The following is a 25,436-nucleotide window of genomic DNA, read 5'->3' on the forward strand; positions in this document are numbered from 1 at the left end:
TCCCTGTCAGTCGCGGGGAGCGCCAACTGGTCTATCCTTGAAATGATCCAAAAGGTACTGTCACTGCAGTACGGACCACCAAGGAGGACCGGATGACGTTACCCACCGCGCTGACAGAGGACCAGGTTTACCACTACTGCCCCCCTGAAAAGCTATCCTTTGATACCACGGAAACCCTGGAAGACCTGGACCAGCCCTTTGGCCAGGAGCGGGTGCTCCGCGCCCTTGAATTTGGCGCAGGCATGGCCGCCCGCGGCTTCAACCTGTTCGTTCTCGGCCCTTCCGGTGCCGGCAAGAATGAGCTGGTCGAACGCTTCCTGGCAAAGCACTCCGCCACTCAGCCAGTGCCCCCGGACTGGTGTCATGTCTATAACTTCGAGTCCTCAGACAAGCCCAGCGCCCTGGAACTGCCCGCCGGTCAGGGCCGGGAATTCCGCAAGGATATGCAGGAACTGACCAACGAACTGAAAACCGCCGTCCCGGCCACCTTCGAAAGCGAGGAATACCAGGCAAGGTTGCAGGAACTGCAGGAAGAGGTGGCCCGGCGTCAACATCAGGGCCTGTTCGAAATCCAGCAGGAAGCGAACCGCAGTAACATCGCCATGATCACCACTCCGGCCGGGTTCACTTTCGCCCCCATGCGGGATGGAGAGGTCATCGAGCCGGATGAATACAAGAAATTCTCCGACGACGAGAAGGAACTCATCGAATCCAAGGTTGAGGAACTGCAGAAGAAACTGCAGCAGGCGATCCAGCAGATTCCCCGGCTGCGCAAGGAAGTCCGCGAACGTATCCATGCGCTCAATGAGGAAATGGTTCAGCTCACCCTTGGCGGACCTTTTGGAGAACTCCGGGAAAAATGGACCCACGTGCCAGCGGTGGTCGAACACCTGGATAGGGTGCGAAATGACATCGTAGAACACGCCGAGGCCTTCCAGGATGACGGCAACGGCCCGCCATCGGGCCTGCTCAATCGTTACCGGGTCAACCTGATGGTGGATAACGCCTGTACCGAAGGCGCACCCGTGATCTACGAAGACCTGCCAAACCATCAGCACCTGGCGGGACAGATCGAACACCGGGCCCACCAGGGCAACCTGTATACTGACTTCACGCTGATCAAGGGTGGCGCCCTGCACCGGGCCAACGGTGGCTACCTGATCGTCGATGCCCGACGAATCCTGACTCACCCCATGGCCTGGGAGAGCCTCAAGCGGGTGTTATTCTCCGGTGAGATCCGTATCGAGTCGCTGGAACGGCTTTACGGCCTGGTCAGTACCGTCAGCCTGCAACCGGAACCGATTCCGGTAAGCGTCAAGGTCGTGCTGCTGGGTGACCGGATGCTTTATTACCTGCTCTCCCACTACGACCCGGACTTCCTTGACCTGTTCAAGGTTGAGGCAGACTTCGAGGATGACCTGGACCGGGATGACAGCAGCTATGAGCTCTATGCCCGTATGATCGCCACCATGGCTCGCTCGGTGCAGGCACGAAACCTGGACCGGGGCGCCGTTGCGCGCCTGATCGAACACGCCAGTCGCCTGGCCAGCGACCAGAAGAAACTCACTGCCCATGACCGGGTGCTAAAGGATCTGCTCAACGAGGCCGACCACTGGGCATCCCGGAATGAGAGCGACCTCATCACCGCCAGCCATATCCAGCAGGCCATTGATGAGCGGGATTACCGGGCCAGCCGGGTCCGTGAACGCAGCCTTGAACAGATCCGCCGTGGCGTGGTGATGATCGACACCAGCGGCGAGGTCACCGGGCAGGTCAACGGTCTTTCCGTACTGCGCCTGGGGGCCATGATGTTTGGCCAGCCTACCCGTATTACCGCCACCGCGCGGCCCGGCAAGGGCCAGGTGGTGGACATCGAGCGGGAGGTCAAACTGGGGGGACCCATTCACAGCAAGGCGGTGATGATCCTGTCCCGGTTCCTGGCCAACCACTACGCACCCATGAGCGAACTCTCGCTCTCCGCCAGCCTGGCCTTTGAGCAGTCCTACGGCGGCGTCGAGGGCGATTCCGCCTCGGTTGCTGAGACCTGCGTGTTGTTATCCGCCATCAGTGGTGTACCCCTGCGCCAATCCCTGGCAGTGACCGGTTCCATGAACCAGCATGGGGAGGTCCAGGCAGTTGGCGGCGTAAACGAGAAAATCGAAGGCTTCTTCAACGTCTGTCAGCAATCCGGCAAGGTAGACGGCCAGGGCGTATTGCTACCTGCCAGTAACGTCGAACACCTGATGCTGAACGCCGAGGTCCGGCAAGCCGTCAGTGAGGGTCGGTTTGCCATCTACCCGGTCACCCACATCAACCAGGCCATCACCCTGATGACCGGTATGGAGCCCGGTGAACCTGACGCAGACGGCAACTTCCCCGAAGGCAGCTTTAACCGGCGGGTCGCTGACCGACTTGCAGAGTTCGCCGAAGTCGGGCGCAAGAAGGACGATAACGGGGATAACGGCGGCAACGGTAACGACAGCGGCAGTGGAGCGGGCGACGATGACCAGTGAACCGAAGATCCCCGACCCGACCCGGCCCGCGGGCCGGGTGCTGGTGCTGCTGGACGGATCCCGCCTCAGCCTCGATGCCCTTGAAGCGGCGGCGGATCTGGCGCATTCACGCGGTGCCGAAGTACTCGGCATCTTTGTCGAAGAGGTGAACCTGTTGCGCAGCGCCGGTTATGGCTTTGCCCGGGAGGTGGGCGCCAGCTCAGGCCAGGCCCGCCCCCTGGATTCAGCCCACATCGAGGCACGGATGCATGCCCTGGCGGAACAGGCCAGGCGTTCACTGGCACAGGCCATGTCCCGGCGCGGCATTCCCCAGACGCTGAAGCTTTGCCGGGGCCAGGTAGTGCAGGAAGTCCTGGGCCTGGCAAGCCCGGAAGACCTTCTGGTTCTGGGCCGGGTGGGCTGGTCCGCTGCGCCGGGCTCGCGCATTGGCTCTACCGCCCGGTCACTGGTGCGCCAGGCCCCCGGAGACGTATTGCTTTGGACCCGTCCCCGCCAGCGACCGCAAGGCCGGGTCGTGGTCCTGCTCAATCACGACCAGGGGGCCAACCACCGGGCTGTACGCGTGGGAGCAGACCTTGCCCTGCAGTACCATCAGCCGCTCTCGGTCCTGGTTCGTACCACGAATGGCGACCATCAGCGGGTCACTGAAGACCTGTTGAGCTATCTGCAGCAACAGGGCATCGCCGCTCGCATACGGCTACTGCCCATGGCATCGGCCAGTGCCGTGACGCGGGCACTGCAGGAAGAAGGCGCATCGCAACTGGTGATCAGCCGCACCTGCAGCCTGTTCAGCGAGCCAGGCGCCGACAACCTGCTGACGGAGCTAAGCCTGCCTCTGACGGTAACACCCTGATCCTGACAGGCCGATTCGCTATAAATTGACCTGACAAGGGCGTTGAGCAGCCCGCATGTGATAGCGTTGTTGGGTCGGGCAGCTCACGGCTGCCCCCCATTCACGACGGTAACGGAGGCGCACGTGCTAGAACGGCTGCAACGCCGGCTCGGCCTGCAGACCATTCCCGGGGTGTTCTTTACCTCGGCGGGTATTGCCATTGTGTTTGTAGCCCTGGCCATTCCCTTCGACCAGGAAGTGGCTATCCGGTTTGGCGACCTGACCGGCTGGGTTGCCCGCAATATGGGCTGGTTCTATATCCTGTCAGTCAGTTCGCTGCTGATTTTCCTGCTGGCGCTGGCCATGAGTCGCTACGGCCGCATCCGTCTGGGCGCGGATGACAGCCGGCCGGATTACTCCAACCTTACCTGGTTCACCATGCTGTTCGCCGCCGGCATTGGCACCATCCTGATGTTCTGGGGTGTGGCCGAGCCGGTCTCCCACTTTGCCAGTCCCCCGTTCGATGGCGTGGAACCCCGCTCTGAACGGGCAGCCAGCGACGCCATGACCCTGGCACTCTACCACTTTGGCTTGCACACCTGGACCATCTTCGCCATGCCCGGCCTGGCCATCGGTTACTTCGCCTACCGCCACAACCTCCCGATGCGGATCAGCAGCCTGTTCTACCCGATCCTCGGAGAGAAAACGTTCGGCCCCTGGGGCTGGACGGTGGACGTCATCGCCGTACTGGGAACCCTGTTTGGTGTCGCCACCTCCCTGGGCCTCGGAACACTTCAGTTGAACAGCGGTCTCAACTACCTGTTCGGAGTGCCCGTCAGTGGCCTCGTCCAGGTAGTGCTGATCACGGTGATTGCCAGTATTGCCGCAACCTCTGTCGCGCTCGGTCTGGACAAGGGCGTGCGCCGCCTCTCGCAGCTCAATATCGTGCTCGCCATCGTATTGATCGGATTTGTGGCAATCGTCGGCCCCACCGTCTTTATCGCCGAGGGAATGGTGCAAAGTGTGGGCGACTACCTCCATGCCCTTCCCTGGCTCGCCTTCTGGACCGAAACCTTTCGCGAGAGCGACTGGCAGCGCCAATGGACCCTGTTCTATTGGGCCTGGACCATTTCCTGGGCGCCCTACGTCGGCATCTTCATTGCCCGGATCTCCCGGGGGCGAACCATCCGTGAATTCGTGGCCGGTGTACTCTTCGCGCCAACGGCCTTTACCCTCGTGTGGTTCGGCGTCTTCGGCCTGTCCGCCATCCAGGTGGAATCCGGCGGTGGGGTGGCCCTCGCACAGCAGGTTCAGCAGGACCCCTCAGTAGCCATCTTTGCGTTCCTTGAGGCATTCCCGTTGGCAGAGGCAGCGTCCGCGCTCAGCGTGGTGATTATCGTCATTTTCTTTACGACCTCATCGGATTCTGCCTCACTGGTGATTGACCTGCTCACCCGTCGGGAAGACCAGCCGTCACTGATACGGCAACGCATATTCTGGGCAGCTGCCCAGGGGGTAATTGCGGCCACACTGCTACTGGCTGGGGGTCTGGATGCCCTGCAGAACGTCATCACCTCACTGGGACTGCCATTCTGTGTCCTACTCATTTTCATGGCGGTTGCCCTGTACCGGGCTCTCCATGCCGACTACCGGGGCTACAGCATTGACGAACTGGTAAAAGGCCAGGCCTATCCGGAAGTGGAAGCCGTACCGCCCCAACCAAAGGAGACCGACTATGTACCGGAAGCTACTGATCGCGATTGACCCGGAAGACGACGGTGAAGGCAAGCGTGCGCTGGAAGCGGCGCTGGCATTGCTGGATGAGACTGGCGAGCTCCACCTGGCCAGCGTGTATCAGCCTGTCAGCGGCGGCTTCTTCCCGCATGTCACCGAAGAGGCCCCTGAAGAAAAGGAGACAAGGGTACGGGAGAAGCTTGACCTCCTTGCCCGCAAGTACCTGCCACTGAACCGAAGCGCCAGTCTTCACGTAGTGGCGGGTGCAGCTGGCGAGAAACTCGTGGCGCTGGCCGCACAGCTATGCGTTGACCTGGTCATACTGGTATCCAGGGGCAGCAGTGGCCACTGGCCCCTGAGAAAAGCTACCGTAGAGTATGTGACGGTCAACGCCAACTGCGCGGTACTGGTATTGCCCGAGATTAACAGGAACGGAAAAGAGGAAGTGGACGAGCCTGGCCAGACAGGCTAAGGCCGCACCGGGCAGTTTTTCTATCCGCATAGCCGATTTATACTGTTCGGCTACATCAGAGCGCCCTCGTCAACCGTTTGTGATACCCATCTGTCGCTGAGCTACCATCGGCGTTTATTTACAGGAGTTATCAGACCGATGAGCCAGCTGTATTTCTCACCCATGCTCCTTGGGCTCTGCCTGCTGGTTGCCGTCGCCATTGCGGCAACCGCGTTGTGGCGCATGTCGAGACCCTACGCCGGCCCCGGATTCTGGATGGCCGGTTGCTGGTCACTGATCGGCGGCATCGTCTTCTTTATCGGTTTCATGGTTACCGGCAACCCCGTACTGAATGTATTGGGTAACGCGGGACAACTTGCCGGTGAGGCCATATTCCTGCTGGGCATTTTCCGGTTTATGGGCCGCCCCTTGCCCTGGTGGATTGTTGCCGCCAGCGTGGGCACCATGGTGGCCTTCAATATCCACTACTGGGTTTACTCCGGAAACTCCGATTTCCTGATGGGCGTTTATTCCACTATTGCGGGACTTTTGCCAATACAGGCCATCTGGCTGCTGATCAAGGCCAGGAACGATACGGTGACTCGCCCCGCACGCCTCCTGGTTGGGCTGAGCCTGCTGGTTTACTCGGTGGTCACGCTGATGCGGGGTGCCCTGGGGTACCTGGACTGGTGGCAGGGCAAACCCTACCAGATGCCCTATGACTCCTTCAGTTACCTGCTGCCCTACAACTTTGCAATTCCGGCCCTTGTCATGGGCTTTATTGGCGTGACGCTCATGACCATGCAGCGAATCCTCGCCCAGAGCGAGCGCCACGCTGTCGAAGCCCGGCAAAGTGCCGAACGCTTCGAGCGGCTAATGTCCGCTTCCACCTCAGGCGTAGCCATTCTCAGTGACAAGGTTATCACCGATGCCAACACCGGCCTGGAACAGCTGACAGGGCTCAATCGCGACCAGTTGCTGGGCCTGCCCGTCAGTGGATTGTTCAGCGCCAGCAGCCAGGTCAGACTCAGGGGTTACCTCAATCAGGGCGGTGTCCGTCAGCAGGACCTGTTGGCAGTCCACAGAGACAATGGCCCCTTTGACTGCGAAATCACCCTCTCTCCCATTGGGAACGGCGAGTCACAAAGCATTCTGGAGCTCGCGATATCAGCCACCACAAAGCCCTCGAAAACCAGCTGAACCAGCTGGCCACCAGGGACTCGCTGACTGGAACCCTCAACCGGCGAGCCTTTGATACTGGCATTCGCTCTGAAATGGAGCGTTGCCAGAGATATGGGCACAACCTGTCATTTGCGGTTATCGACCTGGACCACTTCAAGCGGATCAATGATCAATATGGTCATGGCACGGGTGACCAGGTCCTGGTGGCATTCGCAGAATGCTGCAGGAAAAACCTGCGCAGCACCGACCTGCTGGCACGCTTCGGCGGAGAGGAATTCGTCATCCTGATGGTGGAAACAGACACAGCTGCCGCCTTTCAGCTGCTTGAACGTATACGGGATGCACTGGCCGGGTTGGATATACCCGGACTACCCGCCTCTCATACGGTTCGTTTCAGCGCGGGACTGGTTCATTGGCAACCCGGGGATCCGGCAGACCCGGAGCGCCTCATGCGTCTGGCTGACCAGGCACTCTACAGCGCCAAGCGGTCTGGCCGTGATCAGATCGTCGCTGAGGGTCAGCCACGCCGGCAACAGCCGGCTGAGGCCGATGAGTAACTTCACGGTAGAGTCTGGACTGCCCGGTTAACGCACGACAAAGACAGAAACATCCGTATCCTTCACCAGGTTGGCGGCGTTGGAATGGATGAAATGGAGCTTGTCCCCAATACCGGGCACGTGCGAGGCCATGACAACCAGGTCCGCCCCGGTCTCCCTGACCGCTGAGACCAGTCGCTTTTCCAGCTCAACGGCAGTATCTGGTGAAGTAATCATCGACCAGGACGTGTCGATACCATGGTCCTTTCCCTGCTCCTCCGCAAACCGGCCAAGCTCCTCCTCCAGTTCCCGGGTGCTGTGCGCAGCCGACGAAGGCGTGCTGTTGGTAACGGTCACATAATGGAGGGTGGCCTTGTAGTGCCTGGCAATGTCGATGGCTGTGTTGAGCGCCTTGGACAGTTTCTCCAGGTGACCAAGGTCCACGGGTACCAGAATCTTGCTGTACATAAGCGGCCTCCTTTTGGTTGGCCGGGTGAATGGTCTGACTCCTCTCAGCAAGTCTAGACCAAGGCTACCGCTTGCATGGTGGTTAGCCTATGACCCTGATCCATCCTGTAGGTGATGAGGTAACCAGAAACCAGGGACGGTTTGCGGCGATGGCGTCTTTGCCAGCGATGGCCAGTGAATACTTCAGTGCTTTCGCCCAGACCGGGGAATCGACTAAAGTTAGCGTTCCAATAACGTCCGGCACCGACCGAGGGTGCCGTTTGTGGTTCACCGACAACAAGGACAAGCCATGGCCTTTGATACACCTCTCTACCTGTGTGGCCCACTTCGCGAGCCCCGGCAGATGCTGGCGGACCAGGAGTACAGCGGGCACACCTCCATCCACGATGACAGCATGGCCGAGAAGCTGGGCTTCCAGGCCGGCCCCATTGAAGGACCCACCCATTTCAGTCAGTTTGTACCGCTGCTGGCGGAAGTCTGGGGGCGGGACTGGTTCGAACGGGGCTGCTTCTCCGCTCACTTCCAGAACATGGTGGTTGAGGGGGAGCAGGTGCGTGCCTTCATTGAGCGGCCGGCACCAGGTGCCACCCGAGTCCGGGCCTGGGCCGAGAAGGCAGACGGCACCCCGGTGCTGGAAGCCAGTGCCAGCCTCGGCCCTGGTGACGGCGACACCCTGCTGGACCAGCGGATGGCGAAACTGCGGGCTCCGGAAAAGCTGGTGATTCTGTCGGACCTCCGCATTGGCATGACTGGAGAGAAAGACGAGCCTGTGCGCATGGACCCGGACCAGAACATGGGCAAGCTGTACCCCTTCTCCCTGAACCAGAAGCTCGAACGCATCACCGAAAACACCCCCTGGTACAGCGATGGCAGCTCGACCCCCTGGGGTCGGGCGATTATCCCCCTGGAGATGGTCAGTGTACTGGCCGAATACAGCAGCAAGGATGCACGCTTCCCGGTGAAGCAGCCCACTGTCGGCCTTTTTGCCGACCAGGAAATCCGCATGGTGGACGGCCCGCTCTTTGTAGGTGAAGACTACCTGATTCGCCGGGAAATCGTTGCCCTGTCAGAGAGCAAGCGTACAGAGTCCTACTGGGTACGATCACGCATCTACGATGCTGCCGGAGAGACCCTGAAGGCGGAAATGCTCCTGAACCACGCCACCCTGAAGCACTCCTACCCTCACTACGACGAAGAAGCGGCAGGCTAAGACCCTGAAGGCCCCACCCGGGGCCTCCTGTGACACTGGCAGCATCAACAGGCTTCCATTTCACACAAATCCTTTGCAAACTACTCTCTTTACCGGTGCCGATAACTTCCGTACCTGACCACAATAACAATACCCCCAATAACAGGCTGACAGTCCATGATGAAACACCCCTTTCCCGACCTGATCGATATGGTCATGGATGAGAGTGAACCCGGCTGGAGCGTTAACAGTATCCAGATCGGCGAAAAGCACATGAACACCAATAACGTGGCCCACGGCGCCGTACTCTACGCGCTGGCCGACACCGGCATGGGCTCAGCCCTGTTCCCCACCCTGGATGAGGGTCAGGTGTGTGCCACCATCGAGATCAAGATGACGTATTTCAAGCCGGTGTTCGCCGGAAAGGTGGTGTGCCGCACCGAAATGATCAACCGCGGCAAGACCATCGCCAACCTGGAGTCCCGCCTGTATGTGGATGATGTGCTGGTGGCCCAGGCCAACGGCAACTATGCGATTTTCCGCATAAAATCCGGTAACGGCAACCCGTCACAGGGCAAGAGCGCATAGCCAGGATATGCCGGGGCAGCTGGCATCGCCAGCGCTACCTAAGGTAGTAATCGAAGGTAGAGACAACACGCACCGTCTTCACGGGTTGCTGTTCAGCCATGACACCCGGCGCCTGGTCCCGAGCCAGGATCTGGAAGACACCCTGGTTGGCGCGGCGCAAGCCGCCCAGTTCGGCGTCGGCATCACGGGCGAACTGTTGCGCAGACTCCCTCGCCGCGGCTGTGGCCTGGGCAATCATGTCCGGTTTGATATCGTTCAGACGGGTGAACAGGTAGGTCGGTCCGGCCGGGCCATAATCCGACGACAGGATGACGCCGGAGTCCACCAGGTCGCTGACGTTCTGGGCCGCCTGTCGCACCTTGTCCACTTCATCGGTGCGCACCATCAGAACCTGGTTAATGATGAATTTGCGGGTGCCCCCCTCAGGCTGATAAGGGTTCGCCCCGGTGTCCACCACATCCAGTCGTTGCAGCTCCACGGCATCGTCGGCGATAGCCTGCAGCTTCAGGAAGGCCATGACACCGTCCCTGCTCTTGCGAGCGTGCTCCCGGGCCGCGTCCAGCGTATCGCCGCTGGCGGCAAAACGAATCGGCCACAGGGCCAGGTCTGCGGTGACCTCCTGTTCGGCCACGCCCTTGACGGTGACATAGCGGTCACCGGTGCGCATTTCGGTCAGGCCATCCTTCAGCAGCGAGGCGGAGAAAATCATGCTGACTCCAAGAATCAGCGCTACCAGAAATTTCATGGGGTATTCCCTTACGGTCTTTAACGGCAACAGCTTCAAGCTGCCTGTTCTTCACCAGCGGTACCCGCCAGACAACCCAGCATAGCATCAACCTGTTTCAGTTTGCGTGCCTGGGGCCAAAGCTGCTCCGCCTCGACAAAGCCCTGGCGCAGGTAATTGAGCCATTGCTTGATGCGCCCGGTCACATAGCGGTCTTCGAGCCGGGCCTGGAGGGCCTCGGCATACTCGGCGATGAGCGGGACCACCTCAGCCCAGGTCATTTCCCGCTCGGCCTCTCCAGCCTGGCTGGCCTTGATGCGCCGGGCCAGGTCCGGCCGGGCAATCAGGCCCCGGCCGATCATCACGTCGTCACAGCCAGACACCCTGCGGCAGCGCCAGTAGTCTTCGACGGACCAGATCTCGCCATTGGCAATCACGTGGGCGTTGACCGCCTCCCGTACCCGGGCAATTTCCTCCCAGTAGGCTGGCGGTTTGTAGCCGTCAACCTTGCTGCGGGCGTGGATAACGATCTCGGCAGCACCCGCTGCCTCCAGGGCCTGGCCACAGGCGACACCCATGGACCGGTCATCGTAGCCCAGGCGCATCTTGGCGGTCACCGGGATTTCAGCCGGTACAGCCCTGCGCACAGCAGCAGCGATCTCGTACATCAGCTCGGGTTCCCGCATTAACACACAACCGCCCTTGTGTTTATTGACGGTCTTGGCGGGACAACCAAAGTTGATATCCACCTGCCCTGCACCCAGCTCGGCGGCTTTGGCGCCATGGCGGCCCATCATTTCAGGGTCAGAGCCCAACAGTTGGACCGCAACCGGGGTGCCGGCTTCTGTCACAGCCTGGTTGTATAGTTCCGGCGCGTACTTGTAGAAGATCCGCGGTGGTAACATGCCGTGGGTCACGCGAATGAACTCGGTAACACACCGGTCAATACCACCAACCCGGGTCAGGGTTTCGCGGATCGGTGCGTCCACCAGCCCTTCCATCGGGGCAAGGATAATTCGCATGGAAGCTCCAGGGTCTGAGCGAAGTGAGTCAGGGTTCAGCTGATCAAAAATCAGGCGGGGCGGATTGTAAGGAATATGCGGGGAAGATGGTAGCCGGACACCCTGAAATCAGGGTGTCCGGCTGACTTTTTACGACACTACTGGCGTATCAGGCCTGTACGTCGAACCGGTCATTGTTCATGACCTTGGCCCAGGCTGAGACGAAGTCACGAACGAACTTCTCGTGGTTGTCGTCCTGGGCATACACCTCGGCGTACGACCGCAGGATGGAGTGAGAGCCGAATACCAGGTCGACCCGGGTAGCGGTCCACTTTTTCTGGTCAGTCTTGCGGTCACGAACCTCATAGAGATTGTCACCGGCGGACTTCCAGCTGTAGGCCATATCGGTCAGGTTCACGAAGAAGTCGTTCGTCAGCTGGCCTTCCCGGTCGGTGAATACACCGTGCTTGCTGCCACCGTGGTTAGTACCCAATACCCGCATACCACCGATCAGAACGGTCATCTGTGCGGCGGTCAGGCCCATCAGCTGGGCACGATCCAGCAGCAGCTCTTCGGGTTTGACCACGTAGTCCTTCTTCTGCCAGTTACGGAAACCGTCGGCCACCGGCTCCAGCACATCGAAGGAAGCCGCATCGGTCATGTCGTCGGTAGCATCACCGCGACCTTTCAGGAAGGGTACGTGCACGTCGTATCCAGCCGCCTTCGCAGCTTTCTCGATACCAACACTGCCGCCGAGTACGATCACATCGGCAATGCTGGCCCCGGTGTCGGCAGAGATCTGCTCATACACCTTCAGCACCCTGGCCAGGCGCTCCGGCTCGTTACCGTCCCAGTCCTTCTGGGGTGCAAGGCGGATACGCGCACCGTTGGCACCACCGCGCATGTCGGAGGCACGGTAGGTCCGGGCGCTGTCCCAGGCGGTGCTGACCATGTCACTGATGGACAGGCCGGCATCGGCGATCTTCTCTTTGACCACTTCCTCGATGTAGTCCGTGGGGCCGGCCGGGATCGGGTCCTGCCAGATCAGGTCTTCATCCGGCACTTCCGGGCCGATGTAACGGGACTTGGGCCCCAGGTCACGGTGGGTCAGCTTGAACCAGGCACGGGCAAAGGCGTCCTGGAACCGCTGCGGATCCTTGCGGAAGTCCTCGAGGATCTTGCGGTAGGTCGGATCCACCTTCATACCCATATCGGCGTCGGTCATGATCGGGTTGTGGCGAATGGACGGGTCGGTGGCATCCACCGGCTTGTCCTCTTCCTTGATGTCCACCGGCTCCCACTGCCAGGCACCGGCAGGGCTCTTCTTCAGCTCCCACTCGTGGTCCAGCAGCATGTCAAAATAGCCCATGTCGAACTTGGTGGGCTCCTTGGTCCAGGCGCCTTCAATGCCCGACGTGACGGCGTTGGACGCCCTGCCCTGCATATTGGGGTTATCCCAGCCGAAGCCCTGGCCAACGATATCCGCGCCTTCTGGCTCGGCCCCCAGTGCACCAGCATCACCATTACCGTGACATTTACCCACAGTATGGCCACCCACCGTCAGGGCAGCGGTTTCTTCGTCGTCCATGGCCATACGGGCGAAGGTTTCACGCACCTGGGCAGCGGTCTTCATGGGGTCGGGCTGGCCGTTAACGCCTTCCGGGTTTACATAGATAAGCCCCATCTGCACCGCTGCCAGCGGGTTTTCCATGGTATCCGGCTTCTCGATGTCGCCGTAACGCTCATCGGAGGGAGCCAGCCACTCTTTTTCGGCACCCCAGTAGATGTCTTTCTCCGGATGCCAGATATCTTCACGGCCAAAGGAGAAACCGTAGGTTTTCAAGCCCATGGACTCATAGGCAATGTTGCCGGCCAGGATCATCAGGTCCGCCCAGCTGATCTTGTTGCCGTACTTCTTCTTGACAGGCCACAGCAGGCGTCGGGCCTTGTCGAGGCTGGCGTTATCCGGCCAGGAAGCGATCGGGGCAAACCGCTGGTTACCGGTGCCACCGCCACCGCGGCCATCGGCCATACGGTAGGTTCCGGCAGAGTGCCAGGCCATACGAATCATCAGGCCACCGTAGTGACCCCAGTCTGCTGGCCACCAGTCCTGGCTGTCTGTCATCAGTGCATGCAGATCCTGCTTGATGGCGTCGAAGTCCAGTTTGCGCACTTCTTCCCGATAGTCGAAGCCTTCATCCATCGGGTTGGTTTTGATGTCGTGTTGATGGAGGATGTCGAGGTTAATGGATTCAGGCCACCAGCCAGTCACGCTCTGACTGCTGGCGGTGTTGGCTCCGTGCATGACCGGGCACTTTCCACCTGTACTGTTATTCTGACTCATCGTTCACTCCTGTGTTTACCACTTCGGCAAGGGACACGTTGTTGAGGGGCATCACTTAACATAGGTCAAGCTGATCGCCCCTGCTTGAAACTTTCCTAACGTCTGGATAGCGAATCGCTATAGCCAGCGGGCCATTGAGCGCTGGCATAGTCGCCGTAGTATTCAGCAAGGATTGCGAGCGTCTCTTTCCATGCTAACTGCGTGAAATCGGTCAACACTGACATAGGGCAACTCCTGCGTTATCAGCAACAGGTTCACTGTACGCCGGGGAGCAGTCCTGGTTACAATTAATTAAAAGAACTTTTTTGAAAGCTTTTTACTATCGATCGACGGGCAGGTGGTTATGTTTGACCCACAATGGTCAGATCAGAAAGCTATAACCGTTCGATGGACAGGAACTTGCCGGCGTCGTCGAAGAGGATGCGGAAGCTGCCGCGGATACCATCGCGGAGGAAGAAGCGGGAGAGGATACGGGCCGGGAAACGGACAGATCGTCCGTCCCGGGCCGTGGTGTGGACATCGGTGGCAACGCCCTGGTAGAGCTTGATCCACTCGTCCGGGCTGATCTGGATGTCCACAATAATTTGCTGCATGGCAGATCAGTTCGACAGCTCCAGCAGCAACCGGTTAAGGCGGCTGACGTAGGCACCCGGATCCTTCAGCTGTTCGCCGCTGGCCAGGGTGGCCTGGTCGAACAGGACAGCGGACAGCTCCTTGAAGCGCTCTTCGCCCTGCTCGGTTTCCAGTCGCTGTACCAGCGGGTGGTCCACGTTGATTTCGAAGATGGGTTTGCTGTCCGGCACTTTCTGGCCGGCAGCTTCCATGATCTTCTTCATCTGGGCGCCCATATCGAACTGCCCGACCACCAGACAGGCCGGTGAATCGGTCAGCCGGTTGGTCACGCGTACTTCCTGCACCTGGTCGCTCAGGGCAGTCTTGATCCGCTCCAGCAGGTCCTTGTGCTCCTTGGCGGCTTCTTCCTGGTGCTTCTTGTCTTCCTCTGTCTCAACTTCGCCCAGGTCCAGGTCGCCACGGGCCACGTCCTGGAACTGCTTGCCGTCGTACTCGCTGAGGTAACCCATCATCCACTCGTCGATGCGATCGGAAAGGATCAGCACCTCGATGCCTTTCTTGCGGAAGACTTCCAGGTGCGGGCTGCTGCTGGCTGCCTGGAAGCTGTCGCCGGTGATGTAATAGACCTTGTTCTGGCCGTCTTTCATACGGCCGATGTAGTCGTCGAGGGAGACATTCTGGGCGCTCTCGCCGGTGTGGGTCGAGGCAAACCGCAGCAGGCCGGCAATCTTCTCCCGGTTGCTGAAGTCCTCCGCCGGGCCTTCCTTGAGGACTGTGCCGAACTCGTTCCAGAAGCCCTGGTAGTCTTCGGGCTGCTTTTTGGCGAGCTTGGACAGCATGTCCAGTACGCGCTTGGTCATGGCACTGCGGATGGACTCCACGGTGCTGTCGTTCTGCAGGATCTCCCGGGAGACGTTCAGGGACAGGTCGTTTGAGTCGATCACACCCTTGGCAAAGCGCAGGTACAGCGGCAGGAACTGCTCGGCGTCGTCCATGATGAACACGCGCTGTACGTACAGCTTCAGCCCGCGGGGCGCTTCCCGGTTATAGAGGTCAAACGGTGCACGCTTGGGGATGTACAGCAGGCTGGTGTAGTCCAGCTTGCCTTCCACCTTGTTGTGAGACCAGGTGAGCGGGTCCTCGAAGTCATGGGCGATGTGCTTGTAGAACTCTTTGTACTCCTCGTCCTTGATCTCGGTACGGGGCAGGGTCCACAGGGCGGTGGCGTCGTTGACGGTTTCGTCCTCGCCCTTCTTGTCCTCGTCTTCCGATTCGGACTTCATGACCACCGGGAAGGAGATATGGTCCGAGTACTTCTTGACCAGGCTGCGCAGGCGCCAGCCGTCCGCAAACTCCTTCTCGTCCTTTTTCAGGTGGAGGACGATTCGGGTACCACGGTTGTCCAGTTCAAGGTTCTCGATGGAGAATTCACCATCACCGAGGGACTCCCAGTGCACGCCTTCGGCCTTGGGTGCGCCGGCGCGGCGGGTATAGACCTCCACCTTGTCGGCCACGATAAATGCTGAATAGAAGCCAACCCCGAACTGGCCAATCAGCTTGCTGTCCTTCTTCTCGTCACCGGACAGCTGTTTCAGGAACTCGGCGGTTCCGGACTTGGCGATGGTGCCCAGGTTCTCGATTACATCGTCCCGGGACATGCCGATGCCGTTGTCAGTCAGGGTGACGGTGCCTGCATCAGCGTCATAGTCCAGGCGAATTTTCAGCTCCGGATCATCCTCGTACAGGCTGTCGTCCTTGAGGGCGGCGAAGCGCAGCTTGTCTTCCGCATCCGAGGCGTTGGAGATCAGCTCTCGCAGGAAGATTTCCTTGTTGGAATAGAGGGAGTGAATCATCAGGTGAAGCAGCTGCTTCACCTCGGTCTGAAAACCCAGGGTTTCTTTACCGGTATCAACCGTCATGGCGCGGTATCTCCTGCTCAATGTCTGACAAACGTCCCACACCGGCCGATAACAACCGGCCGGTGTGGCTGATTCATGGTGTGGAGTTAATTTGGGGATATCGAGGGCCATTTCAAGCCCCAGAAAGGACTCACTTTTCCAGCAGGAAATGCGCCCGTGCCGTCGCGATGGGTTCGTTACGGGATTTCTGCCAGGCGCTGATCATCACATTGGCCACCCGGTTACCCTGGCGGGTCAGGTGACACTCTGCGTAGGTTTCACGGTCCAGTCCCGCACGCAGGTAATCGAGGGAGAAATCCACGATCTTGGGCATACGGAAGGTGTCCTGGGACATCATCAGGTAAATGGCCGCGGAAACTTCCATGAAGCCGCCGATCACACCGCCGTGGATGGCCGGCAGCATGGGGTTGCCCAGGTTGGAGTCCTTGCGGGGCAGACGGAAGATCAGGTCATCGCCGAACCGGTCGCACTGCAGACCAATGTAACCGGCGTAGGGGATGCTCTCCAGGAGCCGGGTAAAGTCACCGGTCTGCTGGGTTTCGCGAAGAATATCTGCAGTAGTCACTGGTCCACCCCCATGATCATGTCGCGGTACGCCTTGGGTGTGGCATCCTTGCCGATACGCATGAAGGTGCCCACACAGGTGGCCACGATCTCGCCATCGTCCTGGAAGGCTTCACAGCGGGTAAACACGATGTTTCGGGTCATCTTGCGGATTTCTGCCCGGGCGTAGACCGGCTTGCCCGGCTCGGCGGGACGCATGTAATCGACGCGCAGGTCCAGCGTGGGACACAGTTCGAACTCGTCCAGTGCGCAGATCATGACAGAGCCCGAGGTGGTGTCCATCAGCGTGGTAATGGCCCCCCCGTGAATCACGCCGGTTTCCGGGTTACCGATGATTTTTTCGCTGTAGGGCAGGCACAGGGTCAACTGCCCTGCGTCGGCATCCGCAACGGTCAGCCCCAGGTCACGGGCCTGGTTAAGGATGTTGATGAACCGGTCGACCCGGTCCATAAGCACTTTATCGGTCATAGCGATCCTGTCGTCGGGCGAAAAACGGGCGGATCATACCCCATTTAATCGATGGGTTCAGCGGCGACACCCCGATTGCTGGAGGACTACCTGAAGCAACAGATTCAGCTATTATACCAGGGTGTTCTTGAGGGACACTCTGGGCACACATCTCAAACAACAGGCAAGGAGACCTACGTGAGCAAACTGTCTTTGACCAGGGCCAGGGCAGCCATTATCTCTGCTGCGACGGCACTGGTTGTTCTGACCAGCGGCTGCGCCACCAACCCGGTTACCGGTGAGTCCCAGCTGTCACTGATCGGCGAGAACGAGGAACGTCAGCTCGGTCAGGAAAATTACACCCCCACCATCCAGACCCAGGGTGGACGGTTCTACCTGGACCCGGAGCTCACAGTCTATGTCCAGGAAGTGGGCAACAAGATGGCACAGGTCAGTGACCGACCTGACCTGCCCTACGAATTCGCCGTACTGAACAGCAGTGTGCCCAATGCGTGGGCGCTCCCGGGCGGCAAGATTGCCATCAACCGCGGGCTGCTGGTGAAGCTGGAGGATGAAGCCCAGCTCGCATCCGTCCTTGGCCACGAGATCGTCCACGCCGCTGCCCGCCACAGTGTTCAGCGTATGCAACAGGGCATGCTGCTGAGCGCCGGTATGGCGGGGCTGGGCCTGGCACTGGGTGATAACGAATGGGGTGGCCTGATCATGGGCGGCGCCGCCGTCGGTAGCCAGCTGGCCCTGGCCCAGTACAGCCAGTCCCACGAGCTGGAATCTGACCGTTACGGTATCGAATACATGGTGGAAGCCGGCTATGACCCCCAGGCAGCGGTGGAACTACAGGAGCTGTTCCTTGAACTGTCCGAGGGCCGCTCGTCCAGCTTCCTGCAAGGTCTGTTCGCTACTCACCCGCCGTCACAGCGACGGGTTGACGAGAACCGGCGAATGGCCCGGGAGCTGGGCACTGGAGGTACCCGAAACCGGGACAGGTACCAGCAGATGATCGCCGAAGCAAAGCGCCTGCAGCCGGCCTACGACCTGCACGATGAAGCCCTCAAGCTCGCCGGTGAGAAGAAGTACCAGGCGGCGCTGGACAAGGTGAACCAGGCCCTCAAGCAAGCACCCCGCGAGGCGGCGTTCTTTGCCACCCGGGCCCGTCTGTATGACGCCATGAACAACCCGGACAAGGCCGAAGCGGATTTTGACAAAGCCGTCGAGCTCTACCCGGAGATGTTCAGCTATCGCCTGTACCGAGGCCTTGACCGGCTGGACAAGGGTAACCTGCAGGGCGCCAGGACCGACCTGGAGGCGTCTGCGCAAGTGGTTCCCACGTCCATTGCCTATCTGAGGCTGGGGGACATTGCGGCCCGGCAGGGTGACCGTAACAAGGCGGCAGCCTATTACAACGAAGTCGCCAAGACGGATGGCGAACTGGCTGAAGAAGCAAAACGCAAGCTGTCAAACCTCAGGTAACCCCCTGCATACCGAAGGGCAGCTCCCTGCCCTTCGGTCACGGGTCTCCCTTCCCGCCATCCGGCATTGACTTGGCTGGGCAATCCCCCTGAAACTCAGTATTCCTGGCCTGCCCACGAAGGTGTTGCCCATGTTGGAAAGCTTCTCCCGCTCAACCGCGCGTCGCGCGCGCCGACAGTATGTCGGCATGATGTTCCGCTTCATGGGCCATGCCCTGGAGGCCATCTCCCGCTTCGACAAGACGGTTATCGATGAGGCCTCAGCGTTGCCCGAAGGCCTGGTATTCCAGATGACGGTATTACCTGCCGGCCCCTCGCTGGCGGTTGAACACACCGGGGGCGGTTCTCTTCGCTACCTGGGCAGCCATTACCAGGGCCCCGTGGACCTGTCCATCCGCTTCAAGCACCTTGCCCATGCGTTCCTGGTGCTTTCCTTCCAGGAAAAAACGGTGGAGGCCTTTGCCAACGACCGGATGGTGGTGGACGGTGACATTGCCCTGGCAGTACGCATGACCCGGATTCTCAATCGCCTGGAAGCGATCATCCTGCCAAGGCTTGTTGCCCGCAGGGCGGTTAAGGAATACCCGTCCGAACTTGGCCTGCTGGAAAAGGTACCCGGAGCCATCGGTGTGTATCGCCGGGTGGCTTTTTCGATGATCCGCGATTTACGCAAAGAGGGCCTGTCACAATGAGTCGCTATTACGAGTTCTTCTGCCCGGTAAAGGTCATCGCCGGTGAAGCCGCACTGGAGCACCTGCCCTACGAGCTGACCGGCATCGCGTCTGTCCGCCCCATGATCATCACCGATGCAGGCGTAAGGGCCGCTGGCCTGCTGGATCCGGTCATCGCTGCCTGTGAAGAGAGCGCGGTCACCATCGCGGCCATCTACGATGAAGTGCCGCCGGATTCCTCCACCACGATCGTCCGGGATATCGCCAACCTCTACCGGCAGCAACAATGCGACGCCATTATCGCGATCGGAGGTGGGTCTTCCATCGATACCGCGAAGGCCGTAAATATCCTGGTCTCCGAGGGCGGTGATAACATCGCCGCGTACAGCGGTGCAGGTGTCCTGACCCGGCCCCTGCGTCCCTTCTTTGTGATTCCGACAACCGCTGGCACGGGCTCGGAGGTCACCTCTGTAGCCGTGATTGCCGACACCGAGCGGTCAGTGAAGCTGCCCTTCACGTCGTCATTCCTGCTGCCCAATGCCGCGATCATCGACCCGAGAATGACCCTGACCCTGCCGCCCCACATCACGGCAGCGACCGCCATGGATGCCTTGACCCATGCCACGGAAGCCTACACCTGCCTGGCCAAGAACCCTCTCAGCGACGCCTATGCGACGGCCGCGATCAGGAAAATCGGTCGTTCATTACTGGCGGTTATGGACAACCCTGACGACGCCAAGGGTCGGCTGGACCTGGCGGAAGCCTCGACCATGGCGGGTATTGCGTTCTCCAACTCCATGGTGGGCCTGGTCCACTCCCTTGGCCATGCCACTGGCGCAATCTGTCACCTTCCCCACGGTCTCTGCATGAGCCTCTACCTGCCATACGTACTTGAATACAACCTGGAAGACATACGTGAGCCGCTGGCAGAGCTCCTGCTTTACCTGGAGGGTCCGGAAGTCTGGTCAGCCACTCCCGCGTCCCGTCGCGCAGAGGCCACCATCTCTGCCATCCGTCACCTCAGGGACGAATTGCACCACCGTTGTGAACTGCCCAGAACCCTGCGGGAGACCGGCAAGGTAAAAGAAGACCAGCTGGATGCCATCGCCCGCCAGGCGCTGGATGATGGATCCATTATCTACAACCCGCGGGAGGCCAGCCTCAAAGAAGTCCGGTCAATACTCGATAAGGCATGGGGATGAAGCAGTTCCGACTTTTTGAGGGTTGAATAGCAGAACGAAACGGGTAACAATCTTTGCAAGCTAACAAGGAACCAGAAAACGCTTACGGGACAGGCAGACGGATCGGATGCCCTTTTTGCTCACTGGGCATTGAGTCTCAACCCTGCGGTTTTGGCGCGACATCCATACCGTGTGAAACAGCATTAACAGGGTATCTTAACCATGCTCCATCCCCTTCTGCGCTGGCTGGCCACGGCTGTCATTCCCCTCGCGTCCACCGTGGCCAATGCCAGTGAACCGGTGACTTCGTCCGAACCGTTGAACGGCGAGAACCCGACCCTCAACTTCAACGTGTCTACCAGCGGCTACCCCCCCTACCTGATTCACCTTGGTGAAGACCGTTATGGTGGTATCGCCTATGAGGTGGTCAGCCGGATCTCCGAGCGCCTCGGTTACCACCTCAAGCCCCATGAAATTCCACGCAAGCGCGTAGATGCCATGCTGCAGGATGGCTACATTGATGCGACACCCAGGGCCAGGGAATGGACGGAAACGCCGGGGGATTTCCTGTTCACCGATGCCATCGTATCCATCCGGGAAGTCTTCTTTACACCGGTTGAATCTGACTTCCGGTTCGACGGTCTGGAAAAACTCAAGGATGTCACCCTGGTGACACCGCTCGGCTACCATTACCCTGAACTGGAGCCGCTGTTTGAAAGCGGCATTATTGGGCGGTACGAGGTGTCTGACGACCGGGACATCTTCACCTACCTGCTCCATGGACGGCGCCTGGACGCGACAATCGCCGACCTGGCCGTGGGCCAGTGGATTATTCGTCAGAATAACTGGCAGGGACGATTTCGCCATAGCGACCAGGCACTCAGCGATTATGGTTACCGCCTGATGCTCCGCCAGGACTGGGCATCGTTTGCCGAAGCCTTCAACAAAGAGCTGGCCGAAATGAAAGCCAGTGGCGAGCTGGAGCAGATCCTCAACCAGTACCGCTGAGCCAATGCACCCGCCACGGTTCGTCCGACGGCGGGCGCATCCCGGTCGTCATTCCAGCCGTCGTAACAGCAGCATCGGGCTGACCTGCAACACGGGCCGCAATTGCCATCGGCCCAGCAGTGCCAGTACGAACCCGCTGATCAGCGGGATGGGCAGCGCCACCTGCCAGTGCCACCGGAATTCGCCGCCAAACATCCGGTACTGCAGGGCCCACACTGCACTTTCCGCCGCCAGTACGCCCAGTATCCCTGCCAGCAAACCCGCCAGGCCGAATTCCAGCATGGTGCTGTTTACCAGCAACGACTGGCGACCTCCCAGAGTCCGCAACAGGGCGCCCTCCCGTTGCCGGTCCTGCAGCGTGGCACTGACCACAGCTGCCATGACGACGAGGGAAGCCGCCAGGATCAACGCCAGTATCGCTTCAATGGCCTGGGTTACCTGCCCCACGATTGCCTGTATTCGCTCGATGATGTGATCGACTTCCAGCAGGGAAACCGTCGGGAACTCGCGGGTGAATTCGTTAAGGGCGTCCTTGCGGTCCTCCGGCAGGTAAAAACTGGTAATCCAGGTAGCAGGCAACCCTTCCAATGCGCCGCCAGGGGGAAATGCCATGTAGAAGTTGGGCTTCATACTCTCCCATTGCACCGTGCGGATACTGGTTATTGGTTCGGCGATGGTTTCCGAGCCGATGGTAAATCCAAGCACATCGCCAACCTCAACGCCCAGTTCAGCCGCCAGCTCCGCTTCGACGGAAACCCCTTCCGTCTGATCACTCCCGAACCAGTCGCCCGCAACAATGCGATTATCCTCCGGCAGGCTTTCCATCCAGGTAAGATTCAGCTCACGATTAAGGGCGTTCACGCTGTCATCCTTGCTGACCACCTGCCTCACCGGTTGGCCGTTTATCTCGGTCAGGCGTCCCCGGACCATGGGATAGAGGGTATCCAGGCCCTGCCCCTGCTCACGCCAGAAGGCGTCAACCTCATCCACAGTCGACGGGGCAATATTGATCAGGAAATGGTTAGGGGTTTGCTCCGGCAACTGTGCCTGCCAGTCCGCTAGCAGAGAGGAACGCACCAGGATCAGCGTACTGGCCAGCATCAGCGTCATGGCGAACACGGCAATCTGTGACAGGCTGGCGCGGCGGTGCCGGTACAGGCCCACCAGCGCCAGTCGCCAGGCGTTGCCACCACCGGTGACACGGCGCAGGGCGAGCAGCAACAACCAGCCCAGCAGGGCCAGGGTGCCCAGTAACGCCACCAGCCCGCCAATCAGTGCCACTACCAGCATCACTTCACGGGCGTACAGCCATACCAGGCCGAATATGGCCACTACGGCAATGGCGATATCGCTCCAGGCGCGACTGTCTGCCTCACCGGGCTGACTGCGCAGCACCCGCATCGCAGGCACATGGCGCAGGCGACGAATCGGGGGATACGCAAACGCAAACAGTGAAACGACCGCTGTGGCCAGGGCGGGCATCAGGGATGGCAGATCCACCGTGAACGGAATCTCCTGCTCCAGCACCCTGGCCATCAGATTGTTGAGAAAGCCATAGACAGGGAGCGCCACCAGCAACCCTCCGGCCATGCCAGCCAGGCCCCAGACAGACAGGCGCACCAGGTACATATGGCCGATGCGTCGGCTGGACAGGCCAAGGGTCTTGAGCAGTGCGACAGTGTCCCGCTGGCCGACGGCAAACTGACGACTGGCCACCGCCACTGCCACCGATGCCAGCAGAACCGCAATACTGCCCCCCAGCAGCAGGAAACGCTCCGCCCGCTGCAGGGACTCGGAGAGGGCTTCGCCATCCCGGATACTTTCCCATTCGTGGGAGGGTTCCAGCCGTGGCTGGAGCCACTGGTAGAAGCCATCGAGTGCGGCTTCTTCACCGGCAAACAGGTTGACGTACTCGACACGGCTGCCTTCCTGGATGACACCGGTAGCATCCACGTCGTCCGCGTGCATCATCACCCGGGGGGCCAGCCCGCCAAGGTTAAAGCCCCCATCCGGCTCACGGACCAGCAGGCCGGATACGGTAAGTTCAAGGTTACCCACCTCGACGGTGTCACCAACATCAATCTCCAGCAGTCGCACCAGGCGGGGATTCAGCCAGGCTTCCCCGGGACGTGGGCCCTGCCCGAGCAACTGCCGGTCACTGTCGGCATCCTGCTGGAATTCAATCTGCCCCCGCAGAGGATACTCATCGCTGACTGCCTTGATAGACACCAGCTGGAAACGTTCTCCGCCGCTCAGCATGGTTGAAAATTCCACCATACGGGCAGTTTGCAGTCCCCGGTTCCGGGCTTCTTCCCGCCATTCGGCAGGAATGGGCTTGCCGTGCTCGGCCTCGAGCTGGCGGTCCGCCGCCAGGAAGGAACTGGCAGACGTAATCAGCGTGCGTTGAAGCTGGCTGGCGAACAGGGCAATGATCGCAACGGTGGCCACCGCAATGATCAGGGCACTGAGCACCACCTTGACGTCACGCTGGCGCCAGTCCCTCTTGACGGAACCCAGTTTCTGGCTGGCCGACATCAGGCGGTCTCCTCACGGGCGGCTTCCAGGTGTCCGGCCTCAATGGTCAGGCGGCGCTGACAACGGGCCGCGAGGGTTTCATCGTGGGTCACCATCACCAGGGTAGTGCCCTGCTCCCGGTTCAGGGCCATCAGCAACTCCTGGATCTCCTGGCCGGTCTGGTTATCCAGGTTGCCGGTGGGCTCATCCGCAAACAGGATCACCGGCTCACAGGCGAACGCCCTGGCAATGGCCACCCGCTGTTGCTCACCCCCGGAAAGCTGGCGCGGGGTATGAGTCAGGCGATCACCAAGCCCGACACGCCCAAGCAACTCCCGGGCCCGGGCTTGCGGGTCCGGGAAGTCCGCCAGTTCCAGCGGCAGCATCACGTTTTCCAGCGCAGTGAGTGCGGGCAGCAACTGGAACGACTGAAACACGAAGCCAACACGCCGGGCCCGCAACGCGGCCCGCTCATCTTCACTCAGTCGGCTGATGGCCTTGCCTTCCAGCACCACTTCACCTTCGGTGGGCGTATCCAGCCCTGCCAGCAGGCCCAGCAACGTGGTCTTTCCAGACCCTGAGCGCCCCACAATGGCTACGGATTCTCCACGCTTGATTTCAAGACTGACCCCTTGCAGGATGGTGAGCGTATCTCTGCCCAGGTCTACCCGCTGAGTCAGATCGGTTACTGTGAGAATGGCTTCGGAAGTCTGTCGGGGTCCGCTGGAAAGGTCTGTCACGTATGCTCCGGGAACTGATTCAGTATTTGCCACTCTACCTTGCCTGATAGAAAGACAAGAGGACGCTTAATGGTCGTTAACTCGGTGGTTGCTTCTATAACTACGGTATTTTCCCGCCAGAGATCAACGGTTCTGCTTTTCTGGTTACTGGCTTGCCTGGTCCTGCCCGGTGCCGCTGCAGCCCGGACCATCCTGGTTATGGGCGACAGCCTGAGTGCCGCCTATGGGGTGGAAACAGAAATTGCCTGGGTCAACCTGCTTCGGGAGCGCCTGGAAGAGCACGACCACGAGCAGTGGCAGGTGGTCAATGCCAGCATCAGCGGAGAAACCACTGATGGCGGTGCCCGTCGCCTGCCGGCGCTGCTGGACAAGCACCAACCGGATATTGTCATCATCGAACTGGGCGGCAACGATGGCCTTCGGGGCTTCCAGCCGCCGGTCATCCGGGACAACCTGTCGGCCATGATTAAAGCCTCCCAGCAGGCCGGTGCCCGTGTACTGCTGGTCGGTATGCAGATTCCTCCCAACTATGGCGCCAGTTATACCCGCCTGTTCACCGAGATGTACCCAAACCTGTCAGACCAGTATGACACGGCCCTGGTTCCCTTCTTTCTGGACGGAATCTACAATGGCGATGGCCTGATGCAGGATGATGGCATTCATCCTACCAGCGAAGCCCAGCCACTCCTGCTGGAAAACGTCTGGCCGCACCTTCAGCCGCTCCTGCAGGAAACAGCATCCGCCAGCCGGTAGTTTGCCTGGCCGCCCCT

23 protein-coding genes are annotated in these 25,436 nt (G+C 60.1%); 13 read left to right on the forward strand and 10 right to left on the reverse strand.

Annotated elements, in window-relative coordinates; translation table 11 throughout:
* The first annotated feature begins 92 nt into the window (after positions 1-92).
* The 6 genes from LJ360_RS11465 to LJ360_RS11490 all read left to right on the forward strand — a co-directional run bounded on the left by LJ360_RS11465 (position 93) and on the right by LJ360_RS11490 (position 7,269).
* Entirely contained in the window at positions 93-2,513 is a 2,421-nt protein-coding gene (locus LJ360_RS11465) for a Lon protease family protein (RefSeq protein WP_264994033.1), read from the forward strand.
* Positions 2,503-3,366, forward strand: a complete 864-nt coding sequence (locus LJ360_RS11470) for a universal stress protein (RefSeq protein ID WP_264994034.1) — start codon at positions 2,503-2,505, stop codon at positions 3,364-3,366. The genes LJ360_RS11465 and LJ360_RS11470 overlap by 11 nt, the downstream gene beginning before the upstream one ends.
* Positions 3,367-3,489: 123 nt before the next feature.
* The gene (locus tag LJ360_RS11475; RefSeq protein ID WP_264994035.1) at positions 3,490-5,109 is read left to right on the forward strand and encodes a BCCT family transporter; all 1,620 of its coding nucleotides are present in this window, start codon (positions 3,490-3,492) and stop codon (positions 5,107-5,109) included.
* Complete coding sequence (locus tag LJ360_RS11480; protein WP_264994036.1) at positions 5,081-5,551, forward strand: universal stress protein; 471 nt, start codon at positions 5,081-5,083, stop codon at positions 5,549-5,551. The genes LJ360_RS11475 and LJ360_RS11480 overlap by 29 nt, the downstream gene beginning before the upstream one ends.
* Before the next feature lie 138 nt (positions 5,552-5,689).
* Positions 5,690-6,730: a PAS domain-containing protein gene (locus tag LJ360_RS11485; RefSeq protein ID WP_264994037.1), complete on the forward strand. Its 1,041-nt coding sequence runs from the start codon at positions 5,690-5,692 to the stop codon at positions 6,728-6,730.
* Positions 6,731-6,753: 23 nt separating this feature from the next.
* Entirely contained in the window at positions 6,754-7,269 is a 516-nt protein-coding gene (locus tag LJ360_RS11490) for a GGDEF domain-containing protein (protein WP_264996030.1), read from the forward strand.
* 27 nt (positions 7,270-7,296) lie between these two features.
* Here the strand turns inward: LJ360_RS11490 and LJ360_RS11495 are convergent, their stop codons facing one another.
* Positions 7,297-7,716: a universal stress protein gene (locus LJ360_RS11495; RefSeq protein WP_091848339.1), complete on the reverse strand. Its 420-nt coding sequence runs from the start codon at positions 7,714-7,716 to the stop codon at positions 7,297-7,299.
* Between the two features lie 289 nt (positions 7,717-8,005).
* Here LJ360_RS11495 and LJ360_RS11500 point away from each other — a divergent pair, with 289 nt between their 5' ends.
* Complete coding sequence (locus LJ360_RS11500) at positions 8,006-8,926, forward strand: hypothetical protein (protein ID WP_091848340.1); 921 nt, start codon at positions 8,006-8,008, stop codon at positions 8,924-8,926.
* Between the two features lie 156 nt (positions 8,927-9,082).
* Positions 9,083-9,493: a PaaI family thioesterase gene (locus LJ360_RS11505; protein ID WP_264994038.1), complete on the forward strand. Its 411-nt coding sequence runs from the start codon at positions 9,083-9,085 to the stop codon at positions 9,491-9,493.
* A 34-nt stretch (positions 9,494-9,527) separates the two neighbouring features.
* Here LJ360_RS11505 and LJ360_RS11510 read toward each other — a convergent pair whose 3' ends face one another.
* The 7 genes from LJ360_RS11510 to LJ360_RS11540 all read right to left on the reverse strand — a co-directional run bounded on the left by LJ360_RS11510 (position 9,528) and on the right by LJ360_RS11540 (position 17,086).
* Complete coding sequence (locus tag LJ360_RS11510) at positions 9,528-10,238, reverse strand: SIMPL domain-containing protein (protein ID WP_091848342.1); 711 nt, start codon at positions 10,236-10,238, stop codon at positions 9,528-9,530.
* 35 nt (positions 10,239-10,273) lie between these two features.
* Positions 10,274-11,239, reverse strand: a complete 966-nt coding sequence (locus tag LJ360_RS11515; RefSeq protein ID WP_091848343.1) for a tRNA dihydrouridine synthase — start codon at positions 11,237-11,239, stop codon at positions 10,274-10,276.
* Between the two features lie 148 nt (positions 11,240-11,387).
* Complete coding sequence (gene katG, locus LJ360_RS11520) at positions 11,388-13,562, reverse strand: catalase/peroxidase HPI (RefSeq protein WP_091848344.1); 2,175 nt, start codon at positions 13,560-13,562, stop codon at positions 11,388-11,390.
* Between the two features lie 374 nt (positions 13,563-13,936).
* Positions 13,937-14,155 carry a DUF2835 domain-containing protein gene (locus LJ360_RS11525; protein WP_091848345.1) on the reverse strand — a complete coding sequence of 73 codons (219 nt, stop codon included), beginning with the start codon at positions 14,153-14,155 and terminating at the stop codon, positions 13,937-13,939.
* A gap of 6 nt (positions 14,156-14,161) precedes the next feature.
* On the reverse strand, positions 14,162-16,054 hold the full coding sequence (gene htpG / locus LJ360_RS11530; RefSeq protein ID WP_264994039.1) for a molecular chaperone HtpG: 1,893 nt from the start codon (positions 16,052-16,054) through the stop codon (positions 14,162-14,164).
* A gap of 130 nt (positions 16,055-16,184) precedes the next feature.
* Positions 16,185-16,619: a PaaI family thioesterase gene (locus LJ360_RS11535; protein WP_091848347.1), complete on the reverse strand. Its 435-nt coding sequence runs from the start codon at positions 16,617-16,619 to the stop codon at positions 16,185-16,187.
* Positions 16,616-17,086 (reverse strand): PaaI family thioesterase, encoded by a 471-nt coding sequence (locus tag LJ360_RS11540; protein WP_091848348.1) that lies wholly within the window; start codon positions 17,084-17,086, stop codon positions 16,616-16,618. Before LJ360_RS11540 ends, LJ360_RS11535 begins: the two co-directional genes overlap by 4 nt.
* A gap of 177 nt (positions 17,087-17,263) precedes the next feature.
* Here LJ360_RS11540 and LJ360_RS11545 point away from each other — a divergent pair, with 177 nt between their 5' ends.
* The 4 genes from LJ360_RS11545 (at position 17,264) to LJ360_RS11560 (ending at position 21,412) form a co-directional block, all read left to right on the forward strand.
* A complete protein-coding gene (locus LJ360_RS11545; protein ID WP_413774361.1) occupies positions 17,264-18,553 on the forward strand; it encodes a M48 family metalloprotease in 1,290 nt (429 codons plus the stop codon).
* Between the two features lie 130 nt (positions 18,554-18,683).
* Positions 18,684-19,244, forward strand: a complete 561-nt coding sequence (locus LJ360_RS11550) for an SCP2 sterol-binding domain-containing protein (protein WP_091848349.1) — start codon at positions 18,684-18,686, stop codon at positions 19,242-19,244.
* Complete coding sequence (locus LJ360_RS11555; protein ID WP_264994040.1) at positions 19,241-20,425, forward strand: iron-containing alcohol dehydrogenase; 1,185 nt, start codon at positions 19,241-19,243, stop codon at positions 20,423-20,425. Before LJ360_RS11550 ends, LJ360_RS11555 begins: the two co-directional genes overlap by 4 nt.
* 201 nt (positions 20,426-20,626) lie before the next feature.
* A complete protein-coding gene (locus LJ360_RS11560; RefSeq protein ID WP_091848351.1) occupies positions 20,627-21,412 on the forward strand; it encodes a substrate-binding periplasmic protein in 786 nt (261 codons plus the stop codon).
* 48 nt (positions 21,413-21,460) lie between these two features.
* Here LJ360_RS11560 and LJ360_RS11565 read toward each other — a convergent pair whose 3' ends face one another.
* The gene (locus LJ360_RS11565; RefSeq protein ID WP_264994041.1) at positions 21,461-23,947 is read right to left on the reverse strand and encodes an ABC transporter permease; all 2,487 of its coding nucleotides are present in this window, start codon (positions 23,945-23,947) and stop codon (positions 21,461-21,463) included.
* The gene (locus LJ360_RS11570; protein WP_091848353.1) at positions 23,947-24,666 is read right to left on the reverse strand and encodes an ABC transporter ATP-binding protein; all 720 of its coding nucleotides are present in this window, start codon (positions 24,664-24,666) and stop codon (positions 23,947-23,949) included. Before LJ360_RS11570 ends, LJ360_RS11565 begins: the two co-directional genes overlap by 1 nt.
* Positions 24,667-24,735: 69 nt before the next feature.
* Between LJ360_RS11570 and LJ360_RS11575 the strand changes: the two genes are divergently transcribed.
* The gene (locus LJ360_RS11575) at positions 24,736-25,419 is read left to right on the forward strand and encodes an arylesterase (RefSeq protein WP_091848354.1); all 684 of its coding nucleotides are present in this window, start codon (positions 24,736-24,738) and stop codon (positions 25,417-25,419) included.
* The last annotated feature ends 17 nt before the right edge of the window (positions 25,420-25,436 follow it).

This window comes from Marinobacter sp. AN1 (assembly GCF_026013985.1).
GTDB lineage: Bacteria > Pseudomonadota > Gammaproteobacteria > Pseudomonadales > Oleiphilaceae > Marinobacter > Marinobacter segnicrescens.

Excerpts from the sequence above, each read along its gene's own strand:
- LJ360_RS11550 (WP_091848349.1), top strand. The coding sequence starts at position 18,684 with ATGTTGGAAAGCTTCTCCCGCTCAACCGCGCGTCGCGCGCGCCGACAG.
- LJ360_RS11470 (WP_264994034.1), top strand. The coding sequence starts at position 2,503 with ATGACCAGTGAACCGAAGATCCCCGACCCGACCCGGCCCGCGGGCCGG.
- LJ360_RS11555 (WP_264994040.1), top strand. The coding sequence starts at position 19,241 with ATGAGTCGCTATTACGAGTTCTTCTGCCCGGTAAAGGTCATCGCCGGT.
- LJ360_RS11565 (WP_264994041.1), bottom strand. The coding sequence starts at position 23,947 with ATGTCGGCCAGCCAGAAACTGGGTTCCGTCAAGAGGGACTGGCGCCAG.
- LJ360_RS11505 (WP_264994038.1), top strand. The coding sequence starts at position 9,083 with ATGATGAAACACCCCTTTCCCGACCTGATCGATATGGTCATGGATGAG.
- LJ360_RS11500 (WP_091848340.1), top strand. The coding sequence starts at position 8,006 with ATGGCCTTTGATACACCTCTCTACCTGTGTGGCCCACTTCGCGAGCCC.
- LJ360_RS11510 (WP_091848342.1), bottom strand. The coding sequence starts at position 10,238 with ATGAAATTTCTGGTAGCGCTGATTCTTGGAGTCAGCATGATTTTCTCC.
- LJ360_RS11495 (WP_091848339.1), bottom strand. The coding sequence starts at position 7,716 with ATGTACAGCAAGATTCTGGTACCCGTGGACCTTGGTCACCTGGAGAAA.
- LJ360_RS11575 (WP_091848354.1), top strand. The coding sequence starts at position 24,736 with ATGGTCGTTAACTCGGTGGTTGCTTCTATAACTACGGTATTTTCCCGC.
- katG (WP_091848344.1), bottom strand. The coding sequence starts at position 13,562 with ATGAGTCAGAATAACAGTACAGGTGGAAAGTGCCCGGTCATGCACGGA.
- LJ360_RS11485 (WP_264994037.1), top strand. The coding sequence starts at position 5,690 with ATGAGCCAGCTGTATTTCTCACCCATGCTCCTTGGGCTCTGCCTGCTG.
- LJ360_RS11480 (WP_264994036.1), top strand. The coding sequence starts at position 5,081 with ATGTACCGGAAGCTACTGATCGCGATTGACCCGGAAGACGACGGTGAA.
- LJ360_RS11560 (WP_091848351.1), top strand. The coding sequence starts at position 20,627 with ATGCTCCATCCCCTTCTGCGCTGGCTGGCCACGGCTGTCATTCCCCTC.
- htpG (WP_264994039.1), bottom strand. The coding sequence starts at position 16,054 with ATGACGGTTGATACCGGTAAAGAAACCCTGGGTTTTCAGACCGAGGTG.
- LJ360_RS11465 (WP_264994033.1), top strand. The coding sequence starts at position 93 with ATGACGTTACCCACCGCGCTGACAGAGGACCAGGTTTACCACTACTGC.
- LJ360_RS11515 (WP_091848343.1), bottom strand. The coding sequence starts at position 11,239 with ATGCGAATTATCCTTGCCCCGATGGAAGGGCTGGTGGACGCACCGATC.
- LJ360_RS11525 (WP_091848345.1), bottom strand. The coding sequence starts at position 14,155 with ATGCAGCAAATTATTGTGGACATCCAGATCAGCCCGGACGAGTGGATC.
- LJ360_RS11540 (WP_091848348.1), bottom strand. The coding sequence starts at position 17,086 with ATGACCGATAAAGTGCTTATGGACCGGGTCGACCGGTTCATCAACATC.